Below are 17,945 nucleotides of genomic sequence, written 5' to 3'. Positions count from 1 at the left end.
CTGAAACTAGGTAGGAGGTGCGAACCTTACCGCTCGCACCTCCTACCTAGCACCTTCTGTTAGAAACGATACTCATAAGTGCCAAATAAGCTGGCATCGGACTCACTCTCCTGGGTATCAAACTCGGAGCGTGACACAGTACCGCCGACACTCATCATGCCTTTCCAGATAGGCATACGATAGCTAAGCTCCAACATCAACAGGTCTTCTTTCGGCCTTTGTGCCACCCAAGCGTTTGCAGGGCTAGAACCATCTTTATTTAACTGGGCATATCTGAGAATCGAAGTGATACCTTTGCTATCTTTAAACTGCCCAATTAAGCCTAAGGCATAGACTATCGCATCACTTTCATAGGTACTGCCGTAAGTTTTACCGTAATAGCGCGAGCCTGATTGATAAGTTGAATGCTCATACATACAGTTGAAGCTATTATCATCTTCACCGCAGGCAACCATGGTATCTGTATACTCGAAGAACAACTTATACTGAGCATTGTCGAAGTTGAATCGAGTATCTATACCGCCAAAATGACCACAGTCGACAATATCCCAAGGCGCTGAACCATTGCTATCTTCACAGGTTTTTTCATAATAGATACCGAATGGGATGTTGAACCAAGTATCGCTGAAACGAATATCATAGCCCGCCATCTGATTGCCATAATTTGTACAACCTCCGCCGCTACAATCTTTCTGACCACTTATCGATTTCAGTGCGGTCTCCCAGCTACAGTCCTCGCCCTCACCACAAAACTGAGTAGACCAAGAAAAACCCACCTCTAGCTGGCGAAATGGGCGAATCGAGCTGCGAAAATTCCATAATAACGGGTTAGCGACGGCGCGGTCTTCCTCTAACCGACTGATACCAGCGGTAAGCGTCCAGGGGCCTAACCAAGACAACCAAGGCGTTTCGAAAGCGGCGGCATTATTTCTGCTAATCATGAGTGATGGCAAGGGACGGGCGTTGTTCGATCTATGCAATGCAGAGTCAAACCCTGGTCCCCACCACTGTTCGACCGCCCCGGCAGTGATCATCCAATTACCCAGAGCCATAGCGAAATATGAATCATCAAGACGGAACTCTTCACCATCAGCAGGATCGTAATGAGCCGATGCCGACACCTTGAATGCAAAACGATCGCCCATATATTCGTGGGAAACTTGCAGATCTCCTTGCTCACGATAATCTGAACCAAAATGTTGAAAGCGCGCCGCATCGGTTGCCGCGGCCGCCTTGATGCGGGTATTGCCTCGGTTGCCGACGGCACTGCGGTAATAATAGTTCACCCTTGCGTATGCCTCGGCCAAGGCAGGGGTCAGAATCGATGGCTCTGTCTTAGCTAGATCGACGCCGATACCAGACCACATTAGAGGATAGGTGTTGACAGGTACGGTAATAACACCTGCATCGGCAAGAGCTTGAATATCTGCCCGCAGATAGATATCAGAGACATCGACCCAAGGTGCAGCCAACAGGGAGGATGAGAAAACCAGACTTAAAACTAATCCAAGTTTGGCAAGAAATAATTTAACTACTTTTATCATGACTTAATTACTTAACCTTCTTTAACAGAGCCTTAGAGACTTCTGGATGTACAAACTGACTGACATCACCACCATGATAAGCCACCTCTTTAACCAAGGTTGATGAGATGAACGAGTTCTCTTCTGCCGGTGTAAGAAATACACTCTCCAGATCTGCGTTAAGGCGACGGTTCATGTTGGCTAACTGAAATTCATACTCAAAATCAGACACGGCCCTCAAACCCCGGACCAACACACTGGCCTGTTGTTCCTTGGCAAAATCCACCAATAATCCAGTGAAGCCTACCACCTCAACATTAGGTAAATGTGAAGTGACCAGTTTAATCAGTTCCACACGTTGCTCTAATGAAAACTTAGGTTGCTTAGAAGGATTGGCCGCGATACCGATAACCACATGCTTAAATAACTTGGCCGCTCGCTCGATTAAATCCGTATGACCATTTGTCACGGGATCGAATGTCCCAGGGTAAATAGCTTTTGTGTGCATAGTTAGCCTTTCGCCATTATATTTTCGATGATCTTGGTGGTAGAGATACCATCTTCAAAACAGAGGACCTTTACGACACCACCGGCAGCCATCACCTCTTTGCCACCAGCTATATCTTCAATTTTATAGTCACCCCCCTTCACTAACATGTCAGGTAACAGGTGAGAGATGATCCGCTGGGGGGTATCCTCGTTAAAAGGTACCACCCAGTCAACCGAAGCTAGGCCTGCAAGTACAGCCATGCGCCTATCGAGAGGATTAATCGGTCTGCCGTCCCCTTTTAAACGTTTTACAGAATCATCATCATTGACTGCGACAATGAGCCTGTCTCCCAAAGCTTTCGCTTCCTTCAGGTAGCTCACGTGTCCAGCATGGAGAATATCGAAGCAGCCATTGGTCATCACAACACGCTCACCGCGTAATTTCGCCTGTTCCAGTGCATAAGCGAGTTGCTCCTCTGAAACCACACCAAACCCCATCTCACCATGGCTAAGGGAAAGAGCCTCTATCAACTCAATTCGACTAACCGTAGAGGTACCCAGTTTAGCCACCACTATTCCCGCTGCCGTGTTGGCAATAGCGCAAGCTTCCGGCAGTGAGCTACCTGCAGCCAGTGCTGTAGCGAGTGCTGAGATAACAGTATCGCCAGCGCCAGTCACATCATGAACTTCTCGGGCAATGGTAGGGATATGTAACTCAAGCTTATCTGATGTGATCAGAGTCATGCCTTTCTCTGAGCGAGTAACGAGTAAGGCCTCAAGCTCAAACTGTTTCAGTAGTTTATGTGCTTTTTCAACAAGATCGGCTTCGCTAGTAACCTCGCCAGCAACCAGTTCAAACTCACTCAGGTTTGGTGTAAGCAGTGTCGCTCCGCGATAACGGGAAAAATCACTCCCCTTTGGATCGACTAACACCTTAACTCCTTGCGCTCTAGCCTGTTGAATGAAGGGTTGAGGGTCAGCAAGGGCACCTTTGGCATAATCAGATAGCACGACGAGATCGACGGATGAAAGCTGTTCAAGTGCTGCATTTAGTAAGGCTTGGCTCTCAGCTGCAGGATACGGCTCTTCAAAATCCAGGCGGATCAGTTGCTGACTACGGGACATAACCCTTAGCTTAGTGATGGTTGGTTTATCGGTAACGATATGCCATTTAGGCTCAACCCCCAGGGCTTGTACGCCCGTAGTTAATGCATCGGCAGCTTCGTCTTGACCGACAATACCAGTTAATGAGACCTGTCCGCCGAGTGTAGCAATGTTGAGTGCAACGTTAGCCGCTCCACCAGGACGATCTTCTATCTGATTGATGCGAACTACAGGCACTGGTGCTTCTGGAGAAATACGCCCAGTAGGCCCCGTCCAGTAACGATCTAGCATGACATCACCGACAACTAGGACCTTAGCTTTTTCAAATGCAGGCAGAGAAACCTTCATAACACTCTTATCATCTTTGTAAAATTAGGCATGATTGTACCTAAATTTACTAAATACTGTCACCTTTCCTCTGATTTCCTTTTCAAGTATTAAATCTCCTTTTTCCAAGCCAAGAGCTTCAAAAATATTTACTAGAAATCATGATATTATTCCTCGGTAACTGCTCCTGCGTCACTCTACTTACTATATGCATAATAGTCGTACAAGATAGACATTCATCACGTCCGTGTGGCGTGCAAATATTAGAAGCTAATCTTATAATCTTATTCTCAGCTCTGGCATTCAGCTTCGCCCTACCTCCATACGAGGGAGGAAGTGTCATGTTTTGTATGGAAAAAATAGATAATGCAGTCGTATATTGAGAACATGTAACGCTGCATAAAATGCACCTTGAATTGAAAAGCCTCAGTGGCTCTGAACTGAACAGATATTTAATGGGACTAGTATAAAACCCACTACTACAACATTTTCTAGCTGAGAAGTACTCGCGGCATTTGCTCAACATGCACTAGATAAATGACTTTACATAATTTACGGCTTACCCCTTGCCGGTTCACTTCATAAATAAGACTTTGTAATTCAAGAAGTGAATTATTTCATACATATCTGCAATAGATTACTACGACAGACTTTCTGTCTTTCTGCTTAAACTACGAAGTATAAATACAGACATAGGAACTGAAGATTAACTACTGTATTTTTTTCATTTTAGCAGTAAAATACCACATTATAAAAATAGCCTCAGCAGGAAAGGTAGTATGTTTGAACTTGGTATAGCTGGTAATTCTGGTTGTGAGCTCAGTATTTCCAAAATCAATCATAAACTCGCTGTCGTAAAGCGCTCATCTTCGAAACATTACTCTTCTAGACTAAAGCTACAGATGCAAAAGCAAGAGTTATTTGCTAAAGAGTGTGATCTAAAAAATATTGTAATCCCCAATATAATCACGAGTCTCAGTGAAGCGGAGAATTTTGAGTTTACGATGGAGTTCGTTCACGGCTCAGGCTTCGATGAACTCTCTTTGCAATGCGGAAAGCAAACTCTAGATCAGATAGTAGACGCATTAAAAGAGCTTCTAACCTATGAGATTGAAAGATCACCGATAACGACTGTACCAGCCCATATTTTTCAAACTAAAGTACAGCAGGTTATTAAAAACTCCGAAGCAATAATCGCCTCTGGCGAACTCACAGACTCGACATTACGCGCTTTAAAAGATGCCTCCTTAAAAGCTAATGTTGACAGAACTATTCCTCAAGGAATATGTCATGGCGATCTGACTCTCAGTAATTTAATTTATTCTAAGCTCAATAAAAAAGTTCATGTTATTGATTTTCTAGATTCATTTATTGAATCTCCCATAATTGATATCTGTAAAATTCGCCAAGACACACTACACGGCTGGAGTCGATGCAAGTCAGAGCTGAGGCATAATGCCAGAACAACTCAAGCACTAACCTATCTTGATGAGCAATTAGCGCCATTTTTTAGCCAGTTTGACTGGGTTAATGAGCACTACGATTTTTTCCAAGATATAAATATTTTAAGAATTATTCCCTACGCTCACTCAGAGCAAGTTATAAACTTCATCAATCAATATTTCGGAGCTAAAAAATGATCAACTTATTAATCCCCATTGCTGGTCAATCTTCACGCTTTCCCGATATGAAACCTAAGTGGATGCTTACCCATCCTATGGGGTATATGATGGTTGTTGAAGCCATCAAGGGTATTAACTTTGAAGAGTTTGACCATATTTACTTCATCGGACTGAAATCTCATGAACTGCAGTTTAACGTAAAACAAGCCCTGCTCGAGCAACTCGATGAGATCGGTATTTTAGAAAAATCTGAGTTGATTTTACTCGAAAACACCACTAATTCTCAGCCGGAAACCATCTATGCAGGTATAAAACAAGCTAAGATTAAAGGTCAGATTATTATCAAAGATTCTGATAATTTCTTTAAACTTCCAAGTGTTAAAGGCAATGCAGTTGCTGTTAGCGATCTCAATGAATACTCAAAGATAAATGCATCTAACAAAAGTTATGTCGAACTGAATGAACATGGGTTAATTGACAATATTGTTGAGAAGAAAGTTGTCAGTTCTCAGTTTTGTGTTGGCGCATATGCCTTTGAGCATGCCAGTGAATTTTGTGAATATTTCGAACGCTTAGAAAATGATGACCTTTACATTTCTGATATTATTTTTTCAATGATATTAGATAGTAAGCAATTTTCAGTGTTAAAGGTTTCAGAGTATTGTGACTGGGGAACAATCAAAGAATGGAATGAGTATAAAGCCCAATATTTTACACTCTTCATTGATCTAGATGGCACACTAGTAAAAAATTCAGGACAGTACTCCACACCTAAATGGGGAGAAACAGAAGCTTTATCTGACAATGTCCAAGCCATCAACAGGCTCCATGAAACAGGTAAAGTAGAAGTCATCATTACCACTTCACGAAAGCCTTCTTTTAAAAAGCAAACTTTAGCTCAGCTAAGTCGAATCGGCCTACAGTTCGATCAAATCATTTATGGTTTAGTTCATGGAAAGCGTATTGTTATTAATGATTATGCTAAAACCAATCCCTACAAAAGTTGCGATGCCATCAATCTAAAACGCGATTCTCAAGACCTTAAAGACAAGCTAGAAGGGACTATTGGCTTTATGCTATAGCGAGACTATTTGATGAGTAATAAAATAAACAATATTACCGTTGTTCTGCATGGGCCTGTTCAAGCTAATCCTGATCGGCCTATGGAACCTGGTATAACAGAAAAAGCACTGCTATCTATTCGTAAGTACCTGCCAGGAGCTCATATTCTCCTCTCGACATGGGAAGGGCAGCCAACAGACGGTCTCGATATTGATGAGCTAGTATTAAATCAAGACCCTGGGCAGAATATCATCGCCTATGACTTTGATGGTAGCGCGCTAAAAGAAAACAACAACCGCCAAATTGTTGCAATCAGAGAGGGATTGAAACGGGTAAAGACTAAGTATGCTATCAAACTAAGATCTGATAATTTTCTACTCCATAGTGGCTTTATTGGTTGGCAGCAAGCATATCCATTGCATAACCCTGATCTACGGCTCTTTAAAGAGAGGGTCGTAGTTTCACACCGGCTCACTAAACTCTATTCAGATGGCTATCCGATAGTGCGTCACCTCTGCGATTTCTTTGCTTATGGGTTAACAGAAGATCTGTTAAAAATGTGGGATCTACCGCTGTTCGAAGACTTTCCATTCGATAAAAGTAAGCTTGGTCAGGGCCAACATATGAGTGCGCCACAGCGAATTTTATCGGCTGAGCAGCACTTCGCCTCTCGCTGGATCACTAAGTTAAACCCTAGCTCCTCATACCTAAAGGGTCACTTTGATTACAACGGAGACCTCAAGCAAGAGTGGGAACTCATCATGGCGAATAATTTAGTTATCGTTGAAGCCAATAACCTTGGTTTAAAAACCATAGGCAGGCTAAAAAGCACCCGTTATCGAGCTAATGAAATTTCCCATGCCGAATGGCAAGTGCTGTATCAAAAATATTGTGCTCCCGACTTCTTTGCCCCACGCTGGCAGCTAAGACTCGATAAAATCTGGTATCGAAAGCTGAAAGCACCACTGGCTAAATTAAAGCTCAAAATGAAACGTAAGAAAGATGCTTTAGGCATGTAATTTTCACCAATGCCGGGCAATATTGCTCGGCATTGGTATTACCAATAGGTATTAATCACTAGATAAGTTTTAGGTAAGATTTAGCTACAACTTCAGCAGATACTTGATTAAAGATCTCTAGCTCACCAATGTTAGGTGGTGTGAATAAGGCTTCATCGATTTTTGCCGCTAAAGCTTTAGGATCTCGTCTTGGCACCAGATAATGAGCCAATTTTCCAGTTAAAATTTCATCTGGGCCATGATTACAATTGGTACTCACTACAGGTGTACCACAAGCTAATGATTCGATTAAGACTGTCGGTAAGCCCTCATAATCAGAGCTTAAAACTAATAGTTTGGCCTGTTTAATCCAAGGAAAAGGATTAGTCTGAAACCCTGGAATAATCAATCGATCCCTAACACCATACTTATCCGCCACTTTAAGGGCTTTCTTGCGATTCTTACAAAGCAAAACTAACGGAATCTGACTATCGATCTGTTTGAGAGCTTGGAATAACACATCATGTCGTTTGGCTTTTGCAAAACGACCAACATGAATAAGAAAATCCCCATCGGGTATCTCATCATTCTGCTGCTCTGAACACTCAAGGATATGTTCGATATCAAAAGGATTGTAAATGGTACGAATCGTTTTTGGTTGGATGCGGCCGACTTTCACTATCTCTTTCTCGATTCCCTTCGAAACCGTTACCAAGTTTTGACCGTTTAGCGCCTTCACCGCCTTTAGCATTTTAAAATAAGCAAATGGTCCCAGCTTAGCTTGCCTACTAAGTGACTCCTCAACGGATGAATGGATCACGAAATAGAGTGGGGTAACAGATGTTTTTGACATCAAAAGGTTAGTTAGATCTAAGTTAGATAGGAACAGATCAAATTTACCCGCCTTTTTCTCGATATCTGCAATCACTTTTTCCAACACAACAACAGATCGAGACAGTTTACTGAACCCAGTCAAGTTTTTATCATTTTTATTGAAGCAGAATGTAACGGGAACTAGATCTGGAATATCGTGCAAACACTCATCTTGCATCACCAGCAAGTGAGGCCGATGGCCTTGTGCGAGAAGTGCTTTAGCAAGCGTTAACATCACTTTTTCAGCGCCACCACCTGTTAACGTGTCAATCGCGATAGCTATACGCTTTGCTGTCATAATTTACCCTCCAGTAGGTCCGATATCTCATTCAAACAGATAGCCAGCCCATTAAAACTTGGACTAGCCTTCATATTACGCAACAAACCTGCCACAAGTTGTGGTCGCTGCATTGATTGAATTCCATTCAAAATTGAATCGACATCACTGTCGCACCCGTGGATCAAGCCTAGCTCAGAGCACGCCTTGATTCTAGGCGGCTGATCTTTTGATACCGCAATCGCTAAAGTTGGCTTATTGATCGCAATAGCCTGCAATAAAGTGTCTCCACCACTTAACACTGCAAACCTTGAAGCGTTAACAAGGTTAATAAACTCGGTATTCTCGACCTGCTTAATTGCAATAACCCCCTCCACTTGCTGCATCTCATTAGGGTAGTTCGGACCATAAACCATCACAGATTTTAAACCAATCTCCTGATAGCTTTTAGCTGCTGCCGCTGCGAAGATATCTGCCGCTAATTCACCAGAGAGTATGTGCCCACCAGAACCAGAGTTAAAGACAACAAACTCCCCCTCACATAGCTGATACCTTGACAAGATTTCATGCTGTTTTTCCGCATTTGGCTGACTGAAGACTGGACCGATAAAAATAGGTTCAGGCCTATTTATCAGCTGCAGTTTTTTACGTTCAATCCAACTGATATCACCGAGAACAAATTCTGGTTGCACCACCCAATGCCTATGAGTCACTCTGGCACGGGATAACTTCATCCCTCTGCTACGCTTACGCTTATGTTGACTAATAAACACAACCTTCGCCCCAAGGTCAAAAGCATGTTTTAACTGTGACTTACGACCAGAGGCATCGAAAAGCACTAAGTCAGGTTTAAACTTTGAGGCTATATCATTAACCTCTTTCACTCTTTTTGTCGGTGTATCATCTAACAAATGAGCAGGAAAAGGGCAATCTGCAGCATAGAGAGTATGCTTATTCAATATAAACTCAACTTCAGCCTCGGGCCATTTCTCGCATATGGCAGTCGCAATAATAATTGATCGCATATATTCGCCAATCCCCTCAGGAGAAGATACTGGCACAAACAGGAACTTAGGCGATTTAGTACTCATAAGCTTTATGATGAAAATAGTTAAGATGAGTTGAAAGTACGCATGGTAACACCTTTTCATTATCCACCTAGGTACTTACAGGCAAATTTGCTACAATCCAATCCATTTTCCTCCTAGAAAAATCATGTATCAGGGCAATAGTGAAAGAACTGACAATACAAAGACAGAGAAATAACATCAAAGTATCACTGATCATTACCACCTATAACTGGCCAAAAGCCTTGAAAAAGGTTCTGGATAGTATTCAGTTACAGGTTGAATATCCCTACGAAGTGATTATTGCCGACGATGGCTCAGATTCTCGAACAGTTGATTTAATCTCACAATATAAGGCCCTGTTTCCTTGTTCACTGCACCATAGCTGGCAAGAAGATTCAGGTTTCAGACTCGCGCTCAGCCGCAACAAGGCCATAGCCAAGAGTAGTGGGGATTACATCATCTTTGTCGATGGCGATACGATGTTGAATCCATCCTTTACTAAAGATCATAGGCTTTCAGCCCAACAGGGTTATTTCGTACAAGGCAAGAGAGCCTATATAAATGAAAAAACCAGTAAGAAGTTACTGTCTTCAGATGCTATACCCCACCCTCTAATGCAGGGGCTAAGACATAGAGATCAGGCGTTTAGACTCTCTTTTCTTCCAAATTTCATTACTGAAAAACTAAAGAGCCATATCAACAGAGGCTTGGGAGGGAATTGTGCATTCTGGCGAGAGGATATCATCAAGGTCAATGGCTACAACAATGACTTTGAAGGCTGGGGTCCCGAAGATTTAGAGTTTTGCCAAAGACTAATAAATTCAGGGCTGAAGTGCAAATCTTTGAGACTTAAAGCCACCTGTTTTCATATTTTTCACAAATTAAGCTCAACAAAAATGTTAGATAAAAACCAACAGATCTATCAAAATACAGTCTCAAACCAGCTTACACGCTGTAAAAATGGGCTTGAGCAATCCAAATAAAAGTAGTGCAGCTGGGAAATTAGTTCTTATTATATATGGCTGGAAAACTGAAGACTTTACCCCATGTTAAACCAACCTAAATGGAATAGGAAAATGGATAATTTTAGTAAAATTACGGTTGTTTTACACGGTCCAGTACGCTCTTCCGCGCAACGTCAGATGGAACTAGGTATAACTGAAAAGGCTATTGCCACCATTAGAGAGTTTCTGCCCGGCTCTCATATCATTTTATCTACCTGGAGAGATCAAATTGTAGATAAACTCGATGTGGATGAAATAATACTTAGTGAAGATCCCGGATGTAACATTATCGCATTTGATGCAAATGGGTACCCATTTACAGAAAACTCTAATCGTCAAATAGTGGGAATAAGAGAGGGTCTAAAGCGAGTAAAAACTGAATATGCAGTAAAATTAAGAACTGATAATTACCTTACGGGCAATGGTTTCATAGCCCAACAACAAGACTTCCCAGTGCGCGAACCAAATTTTTCATTTTTGAAAGAACGGGTTGTGGTTGCTCACCGCTATACAAAAATGATGACTGACGGCTATAAAATCAGTCGGCATATATGTGATTTCTTTGCCTATGGAAGAACTCAAGATTTAATCAATATGTGGGATATTGAATTATTTGAAGATTATAAACTCAACCCAAACCTATTAGGACGCCCACAATATCTCGGCGCCCCGCAGAGAATAACTTCAACAGAACAAAAGTTCACAACTCGATGGATAAGTAAATTTCGTCCCGAAATTAGTCCAATGAGAACACATTTTGATATGACTGATCATGATATTTGGATGAAAATTTTACTAAATAATCTCATTGTTCAAGATGCAAAAAACTTAGGGTTAGGCTCTATAAAACGGTTAGATACCCTCAAATACCGTGTCAATGAGATGTCTCATATTGAATGGCAATGGCATTATAAAAAATATTGCGATAAAAATTACCCCGCAAGTTTAATAGCAGTAATAACCAAAACCTTCTTTTTTCGTTGGGCTAAAGCTCCAATTTCCAGATTAAAGAAACGTTTTAGCCGTAAGCAACATCCTCTCGGCCAAACCTAAAAAATATTACTAAGAAAATCACAGATTAAAACTGTCTAACATTCCTTATAAAAGATGCTAGACGACATCAAAAATACACATCAAGGTGTTAACATAATTGAGTTGGACTATTGCAGTAAATAGTTACAGCAATAACGAATCAAAATTTGAAACAACCTCATCAATTTGTATCAAGCTCATTAACTCAGTCCCTTTTACTCTAGCTCCCCAAGGTACATCGCCCTCTTTTTGCTTTGCAATCACCTCATCATAAACACTAACCACCGAGTCCAAACAGGTATAGGGACCCGTCCTTCGCGGATTTGAATGGGCATAAAGCCCAATTACAGGCGTGCCTTGAGTCACTGCCATATGCGCTGGTCCGGTGTCGGGTGCCAGAACAATAGAGGCTTGCTTTAATACGGCTAATAACTGAGTCAGCGAGGTCTTGCCCACCTGGTTTTCGAGGGGGACTGCACAGGCTTGCTCAATGCGCTTGGCTAACTCAAGCTCTAAAGGAACAGGTCCGCCACAAAGTATTACTCTAAAACCTTGAGATATCGCATGCTCTGCCACCGCGGCGTAGCGCTCAGGTAACCAGTTGCGCTCGGCTTTACTGGCGGCGGCGCAGATAACTAAGGTTTTATCGCCACCTGGGATCATCTTCTTTGCAAATTCGGTATCGGCGAGAGGTACTGGAATCTCCCAGCTTGGAGTGAGATCTGTCACCCCTATCGCTTTAGCGAAGCCCATGAAGCCTTCGAGCACATGGGGAGTGGCAAGAGGCTCGACACTCTTATTCGTCACCAGCCATTGGCCCTCTTTCGCTCGTGCCCGATCGAAGCCAATCCGCACCTTCGCGGATATCGCCAGTGAAGCTATGGTCGCTCTCAAGGCCACTTGCATGTGTAGCAGCACATCGAACTTTTTTCCCACCAAATCCCTGCGTAACTTGAAATAGCTACGCCAGCCCAGTGACTTGTCAAAAATCACAAACTCGACGCCGTCCAGATGCTTAAGCAGCTGATATTCAATTTTTCCGATAACCCAAGTGATCTTAAGCTTTGGATATTGCCTCTGTATCGCCTGTACCATAGCCACGGCATGACACACGTCACCGATTGCAGACAAGCGCAACAAACACAATGAATCGATATTATCTAGTTTTAAGCTCATAAGGCCAGAGAGTGAGATATGAATCCAGAGAGTTTAATTGAGATCTGGATTAGGTTCCAAGCTTTCAATCAAGTTCCACCGAATATAGCCAAAATCTTAACTCTCACCCACATGCCCCTCAACATTGAGAGCAAACTCCCTTATTATAACTACAGAGACACTCAGCTCAGAACATAATGGTCCTATGAACATCACCGACACGCCAATTGCAGATCTAAAACTTCTTTCGCCTCGCGTCCATGAAGACGAGCGCGGCTGTTTCTGCGAAACCTTTCGTGACTCCTGGTTTAGGCTGCAGATAGCCGATGTTACTTTCGTGCAAGAGAATCATAGCCGGTCGATAAAAGGCTGCTTGAGGGGATTACATTTTCAATCGCCACGCAGCCAAGGCAAGTTGATACGTGTGGTCGTTGGCGAGATATTCGATGTTGCGGTCGATCTACGCGCAGACAGTCCAAGTTTAGGCCAATGGTTCGGCACCTATCTATCGGCAAAAAATCGTCAGCAGATGTGGCTCCCGCCAGGCTTTGCCCACGGATTTTATGTCACCTCAGATTCTGCGGAGATAATATATAAGTGTACCGAGTATTATGCCCCCGAGTTCGAGCAAACCCTCTCCTGGAACGATGAAATCTTAGCGATTGACTGGCCTCTTCAGGGGCAATTACCTATATTATCAAGCAAAGATAATATGGGACTCTCCTTCGATGCCATAACCAAGGGCTTGTGATTGTGGATACTCATAGCAACAAAACAATTTTAGTTACTGGCGGTGCGGGCTTTATCGGTTCGGCGTTAGTACGCTTTCTGATAAACGAGACGCCCCATAGCGTCATCAACTTAGATAAGCTGACCTATGCAGGCAACCTTGAATCGCTGACGAGCATCGAGGCCAATCGGCGCTACCGGTTTATCCATGGGGATATCTGTAATAGCGAGCTTATCCAGTGCTTATTGACTCAATACAATCCGGATATCGTCATGCACCTCGCGGCCGAAAGTCATGTGGATCGCTCCATCGACGGCTCGGCTGAATTTATCCAGACCAATATTGTCGGCACATACTGCCTCCTGGAGGCTTGCCGTAATTATTTTGCGCGACTAGATAGCGAAAAACAGGCGACATTTAGATTTCACCATGTCTCAACCGATGAAGTCTTCGGTGAGTTAGGAGACACAGGGCTGTTTACCGAACACAGCCCTTACCAACCTAGCTCGCCCTATTCGGCGAGTAAGGCGGCGGCAGATCACCTGGTGCGGGCCTGGAGTCGCACCTATAAACTTTCGGTCGTGCTAAGTAACTGCTCGAATAACTATGGCCCCTATCAAGACCCTGAAAAACTCATCCCTCTGGTATTGCACAAGGCTTTAGCTGGCGAGCCCCTGCCCATATATGGAGATGGTCAACAGATCAGAGACTGGCTCCATGTGGAAGATCATGTGCGGGCACTCTACCTTGTAGCCTTAAGGGGAAAACTCGGTGAAACCTACAATATTGGCGGCGGTAACGAGCGGACTAATCTGGAAGTAGTGACGAAAATATGTGAGCTGTTAAACACACGCATCTTAGATAAACCCCAAGGTATTGATGACTTCAAACAACTCATCACTTTTGTGACTGATAGGCCAGGTCATGATCAACGCTACGCCATAGATGCCAGTAAAATAAAGCAAGAACTGGGCTGGCAGCCAGAGCGAAGTTTTGCATCTGGCTTAACCAGCACCTTAGACTGGTATATCAATAACCCCGCATGGTACCAACAGCTCATAAGTTCAGATAAACCTGATGGTCTGACTCGATGAAGTCGATATCACGCGCACTCATCATAGGCAAACATGGTCAACTGGCTCAGGCTTTAATCGCCAGCAAGCCAAACAAGATTATTGCCACAGCCATGGGCCGAGATGATGTCGATATCGGCTCATTAGAGTCAATCATAGCCGCAATTAAACAGACCCGCGCCGAGCTCATCATCAATACCGCCGCCTATACCCAAGTCGACATGGCTGAATCTCAACGAGACCAAGCATTCTCAGTCAATCGAGACGGCGCTGACAATATCGCATTGGCGGCGAAACGGACCCAGACTCGCCTGATCCACCTTTCGACCGATTACGTATTTAACGGCAAGCAAAACAAGGCCTACTGCGTCGATGATGAGCCGAGTGCACTCAATGTATATGGCGCCTCTAAGCTAGCCGGAGAACAAGCGGTCATAGCCACTAAATATGAGGAAGTCTGCATAGTACGCAGCTCCTGGCTCTACTCCCAATTTGGCACTAATTTCGTCAAGACCATGCTCAGGCTCATGACTGAGCAGCCCAAATTATCGGTGATTGATGACCAGACATCCTGCCCAACTTCGGCATCTGAGCTAGGCCAGTTTATCTGGAGTCTGAGCCAACAAGAAACGTTAGCCCCTATCTATCACTGGAGCGATGCAGGGAAGGCAAGCTGGTATGAATTCGCCTTGGCCATTCAAGATATGGCACTGAATTTAGGTAAACTTGATACTCGTATCCCCATTGAGCCCATCTCATCCAGTCAGTTCTCCAGTGCCGCATCACGCCCCAAATTTAGCTTGCTCGATATAACGGCCTCCCGGCAAATAATGACGGCTAAACCTTGGCGAGAGAATCTAACATCAGTGCTGCAACAGCTATAATTTTTTCGAATCATACAACTTGATGTAGAATAAGCTCAGCCCTAAAGCTTCACTTTAATTTTAATCACTTAAGTCAGACTCTATGCCAGCTAACGTTCAAGCAGATCAGCCCAAGATGACCATGCAGATAAAACAGACCAGCCAAGGCGCTATCGCATATTGCGTTACCGCCGCACAAGCGATCACCACCGAATGGTTCGATGTTAGTTTTTGGCAGCAACAATCCGCCGTCACAGGTTCATCTAAGGGACGCTATATCACCTGGTTTGTGAAGCCTGATCTCGAAGCATCTCAGAATGAAACACAAGTAGATAAAGACAGTGAATGGGTGTTACGCCATTACTATCGCGGCGGCCTGATAGAGAAGCTAAGCAAGGACAAATACCTGTTCACCGGGTTACACAAGACACGAGCGGTGGCAGAGCTGGCTCTACTGACCCTACTGTTTAATGAAGGCTTTGCCGTACCCAGACCCATCGCCGCCAATGTTGAACGCAGCGGCCTGTACTATCGCGCCGATATCATTATCGAGCGTGTTGCAGGGGCACAGGATCTGGTGGCCAAGCTAAGCACAGAAGTCATGACGGCCGAGCAGTGGCGACAGCTGGGGACTTGCATAGCTAAGTTCCACCAGCGCGGCGTCTATCATGCCGATCTCAACGCCAAAAATATCCTCATCACAGATGATGAATTCTATCTTATCGATTTCGACAGAGGGGAGATCCGAGCGCCTAATACTAAGTGGCAAGCTGCAAACCTTGACCGCTTATTGCGCTCGTTCAATAAGGAGAAGGGAAAACTCCCAGCCTTAGCATTCACCGAATCTAACTGGCAGGACTTATTAAAAGGTTATGCGAAACCTTAGATCGAAATATTCATTAGTATCAGCTCATTAATTCTTTAGCAGAGCCTAACGCTCCCAAAGCTGCACTTGCATTAATCGCCTCCAGCGAGGCAAATGTGCAGGTGCTTCTGTGAGACGCTGTAAACCCTTCCCTGGGCGCTCTGCAGTTTCATCCCTGAAACCGAAGCTCACAGCCGTACCTACACCTGGATTAACCAAACTACGACTCAGTACTCGCTACCGATTGCGAACTTCTATTGACAAATCAGGTGCATTATCCCAATTAACAGGCTTTATATCAGTTACGCATGAAGAAGCAGGTCTGGAACTTTTATATGAATTTATGCCTGATACAAGCCCATCGAAAAACCAAATAACTATTTATTTTGGGACCATTCTTGTGAGCGGATCAATTGTTTCGCAAGCTCAAACTGCTGCTTCAGTGCGCCTCTATTAGCGGCGACAACCTTATGCCCAGCCTCACTGGCGGCTTCATAGGCCGACTGGTCATTGAACTTATTGAGCAATTCACCTGCAAGCTCACTATCCGAAGCGATCACCTTCAATGCCCCGGCATCTTGAAGTAAACCCGTTATCTCAGCGAAATCCCAATGCTGTGGACCGACAAACACAGGTAACCCCAATGCAGCAGGCTCCAATGGATTATGACCACCGTTATCGATCAAGGTGCCACCGACAAAGGCCTGATCGGCGGCGCCATAGAAGGTGAGCAACTCCCCCATGGTATCGCCTAATAGTACTTGAGTATTTGGCTGTAGCGGCTCATTTAAACTGCGACGAGCTAAATTAAATCCAGCACCAGCAATCTTACCTGCGGCGGCATTAAACTGCTCTGGATGACGAGGAACCATGATAAGCAAGGCATCGGGCTTATCCGCTAATACCTGGCGATGAGCATTCAAGATGGCATCAAATTCTCCCGGATGCACACTGCCCGCCACCCAGATAGGACTATCATCTTTCTGCCACGCCAGGCGCAATGCTTTTGCTTGCGCTATTTTATCTGCCGATATACTGAGATCGAACTTTAGGCTCCCACAGACACTGATATTTTCAGGCTTAACGCCTAAATCGATAAAACGCGCCGCCGCCAGCTTAGATTGAGCCGCTATCCGATCTAGGCTCTGTAACATGGGCAAGGTCAGAGTTGCTTGTTTTCGATACTTTTCCGCCGATTTATCAGATAAGCGGGCGTTTGCCAACATCAACTTAATCCCAGAGTTCGATGCCTGATGAAGCAGGTTAGGCCAGAGCTCGGTCTCCATGATGATGCAAGATTTAGGCGCGACTTGTTTGAGAAAACGCCTGACACAGACAGAGATATCGAAGGGTAAGTAACAGTGCTGCACGCTATCACCAAAGGCCTTTACCACTTCGGCAGAACCAGTAGGGCTAGTGGTGGTCACAGTAATCGTCAGCTGGGGAAATGCTTGCTGAATCGCTTTAATCAAGGGCACCGCCGCCAATGTCTCCCCCATGGACACACAATGAATTAACAGATCGCTTTGCTTAAGTGATGTCAGGCCAAACCTCTCACCCCAGCGCCCACGATAGTCAGCGCTCTTCATTGCACGTATGGCTAAATAAATAACCAATAACGGCAGTAACAGATAGAGCAAGGCGGAGTAGATAAAACGATTCATAGGATCAGGTACTTAAAATATTTGGCAGTTGAATATGCAATGCTATCACAGCACTAAACCCAGAGATAATGTCACGGGGCGAGTCGCTAGCGGTCAAGCTGGCATCGCGATGCTTACAACTTAATCCTCTATGGCCTGCGATCTCGATACAATTACTGGTCGGTTCAGCGATTCTTTTCATCTCACCTAATATCCTTCTACTAGCAGCAACCAA

At 44.2% G+C, this 17,945-nt stretch carries 17 protein-coding genes; 9 read left to right on the top strand and 8 right to left on the bottom strand.

Annotated elements, in window-relative coordinates; genetic code table 11:
- Positions 1–59 precede the first annotated feature (59 nt).
- From FS373_RS22860 to hldE, 3 genes are read right to left on the bottom strand one after another with little or no spacing between them, the layout of a single operon-like run.
- Complete coding sequence (locus FS373_RS22860; protein WP_152830697.1) at positions 60–1,544, bottom strand: capsule assembly Wzi family protein; 1,485 nt, start codon at positions 1,542–1,544, stop codon at positions 60–62.
- 7 nt (positions 1,545–1,551) lie between these two features.
- Positions 1,552–2,031 carry a pantetheine-phosphate adenylyltransferase gene (gene coaD, locus FS373_RS22855; RefSeq protein WP_144044389.1) on the bottom strand — a complete coding sequence of 160 codons (480 nt, stop codon included), beginning with the start codon at positions 2,029–2,031 and terminating at the stop codon, positions 1,552–1,554.
- Between the two features lie 2 nt (positions 2,032–2,033).
- Complete coding sequence (hldE, locus tag FS373_RS22850; RefSeq protein WP_152830696.1) at positions 2,034–3,464, bottom strand: bifunctional D-glycero-beta-D-manno-heptose-7-phosphate kinase/D-glycero-beta-D-manno-heptose 1-phosphate adenylyltransferase HldE; 1,431 nt, start codon at positions 3,462–3,464, stop codon at positions 2,034–2,036.
- A 758-nt stretch (positions 3,465–4,222) separates the two neighbouring features.
- Here hldE and FS373_RS22845 point away from each other — a divergent pair.
- From FS373_RS22845 to FS373_RS22835, 3 genes are read left to right on the top strand one after another with little or no spacing between them, the layout of a single operon-like run.
- Complete coding sequence (locus FS373_RS22845) at positions 4,223–5,083, top strand: phosphotransferase (protein ID WP_152830695.1); 861 nt, start codon at positions 4,223–4,225, stop codon at positions 5,081–5,083.
- Complete coding sequence (locus FS373_RS22840) at positions 5,080–6,147, top strand: HAD hydrolase family protein (protein WP_152830694.1); 1,068 nt, start codon at positions 5,080–5,082, stop codon at positions 6,145–6,147. The genes FS373_RS22845 and FS373_RS22840 overlap by 4 nt, the downstream gene beginning before the upstream one ends.
- Before the next feature lie 12 nt (positions 6,148–6,159).
- Positions 6,160–7,146: a WavE lipopolysaccharide synthesis family protein gene (locus FS373_RS22835; protein ID WP_152830693.1), complete on the top strand. Its 987-nt coding sequence runs from the start codon at positions 6,160–6,162 to the stop codon at positions 7,144–7,146.
- 58 nt (positions 7,147–7,204) lie between these two features.
- Here FS373_RS22835 and FS373_RS22830 read toward each other — a convergent pair whose 3' ends face one another.
- Both FS373_RS22830 and FS373_RS22825 read right to left on the bottom strand, forming a co-directional pair.
- Positions 7,205–8,296 carry a glycosyltransferase gene (locus FS373_RS22830; protein ID WP_152830692.1) on the bottom strand — a complete coding sequence of 364 codons (1,092 nt, stop codon included), beginning with the start codon at positions 8,294–8,296 and terminating at the stop codon, positions 7,205–7,207.
- A complete protein-coding gene (locus FS373_RS22825; RefSeq protein ID WP_152830691.1) occupies positions 8,293–9,366 on the bottom strand; it encodes a hypothetical protein in 1,074 nt (357 codons plus the stop codon). The genes FS373_RS22830 and FS373_RS22825 overlap by 4 nt, the downstream gene beginning before the upstream one ends.
- Positions 9,367–9,506: 140 nt before the next feature.
- On the opposite strand from FS373_RS22825, the gene FS373_RS22820 reads away from it, so the two are divergent.
- Positions 9,507–10,328 carry a glycosyltransferase family 2 protein gene (locus FS373_RS22820; protein ID WP_152830690.1) on the top strand — a complete coding sequence of 274 codons (822 nt, stop codon included), beginning with the start codon at positions 9,507–9,509 and terminating at the stop codon, positions 10,326–10,328.
- A 93-nt stretch (positions 10,329–10,421) separates the two neighbouring features.
- Positions 10,422–11,402: a WavE lipopolysaccharide synthesis family protein gene (locus FS373_RS22815; protein WP_194165924.1), complete on the top strand. Its 981-nt coding sequence runs from the start codon at positions 10,422–10,424 to the stop codon at positions 11,400–11,402.
- Positions 11,403–11,525: 123 nt separating this feature from the next.
- Here FS373_RS22815 and FS373_RS22810 read toward each other — a convergent pair whose 3' ends face one another.
- Positions 11,526–12,557: a glycosyltransferase family 9 protein gene (locus tag FS373_RS22810; RefSeq protein WP_152830688.1), complete on the bottom strand. Its 1,032-nt coding sequence runs from the start codon at positions 12,555–12,557 to the stop codon at positions 11,526–11,528.
- Between the two features lie 184 nt (positions 12,558–12,741).
- Between FS373_RS22810 and rfbC the strand changes: the two genes are divergently transcribed.
- The 4 genes from rfbC to FS373_RS22790 all read left to right on the top strand — a co-directional run bounded on the left by rfbC (position 12,742) and on the right by FS373_RS22790 (position 16,088).
- Positions 12,742–13,287 carry a dTDP-4-dehydrorhamnose 3,5-epimerase gene (rfbC, locus tag FS373_RS22805; protein WP_152830687.1) on the top strand — a complete coding sequence of 182 codons (546 nt, stop codon included), beginning with the start codon at positions 12,742–12,744 and terminating at the stop codon, positions 13,285–13,287.
- 2 nt (positions 13,288–13,289) lie between these two features.
- Positions 13,290–14,360 (top strand): dTDP-glucose 4,6-dehydratase, encoded by a 1,071-nt coding sequence (rfbB, locus tag FS373_RS22800; RefSeq protein ID WP_322619556.1) that lies wholly within the window; start codon positions 13,290–13,292, stop codon positions 14,358–14,360.
- On the top strand, positions 14,357–15,223 hold the full coding sequence (rfbD, locus tag FS373_RS22795) for a dTDP-4-dehydrorhamnose reductase (protein ID WP_152830686.1): 867 nt from the start codon (positions 14,357–14,359) through the stop codon (positions 15,221–15,223). The genes rfbB and rfbD overlap by 4 nt, the downstream gene beginning before the upstream one ends.
- Before the next feature lie 121 nt (positions 15,224–15,344).
- Entirely contained in the window at positions 15,345–16,088 is a 744-nt protein-coding gene (locus FS373_RS22790; protein ID WP_144048763.1) for a 3-deoxy-D-manno-octulosonic acid kinase, read from the top strand.
- A 356-nt stretch (positions 16,089–16,444) separates the two neighbouring features.
- Here the strand turns inward: FS373_RS22790 and waaA are convergent, their stop codons facing one another.
- Both waaA and FS373_RS31630 read right to left on the bottom strand, forming a co-directional pair.
- Positions 16,445–17,731 carry a lipid IV(A) 3-deoxy-D-manno-octulosonic acid transferase gene (waaA, locus tag FS373_RS22785; RefSeq protein ID WP_152830685.1) on the bottom strand — a complete coding sequence of 429 codons (1,287 nt, stop codon included), beginning with the start codon at positions 17,729–17,731 and terminating at the stop codon, positions 16,445–16,447.
- Positions 17,732–17,735: 4 nt separating this feature from the next.
- Positions 17,736–17,912 carry a hypothetical protein gene (locus FS373_RS31630; RefSeq protein WP_185976929.1) on the bottom strand — a complete coding sequence of 59 codons (177 nt, stop codon included), beginning with the start codon at positions 17,910–17,912 and terminating at the stop codon, positions 17,736–17,738.
- Positions 17,913–17,945 lie beyond the last annotated feature (33 nt).

The organism is Shewanella sp. YLB-07 (assembly GCF_009377275.1).
The sequence above is the reverse complement of the archived record's forward strand: the minus strand, read 5'-3'. Positions and strand labels throughout refer to the sequence as shown.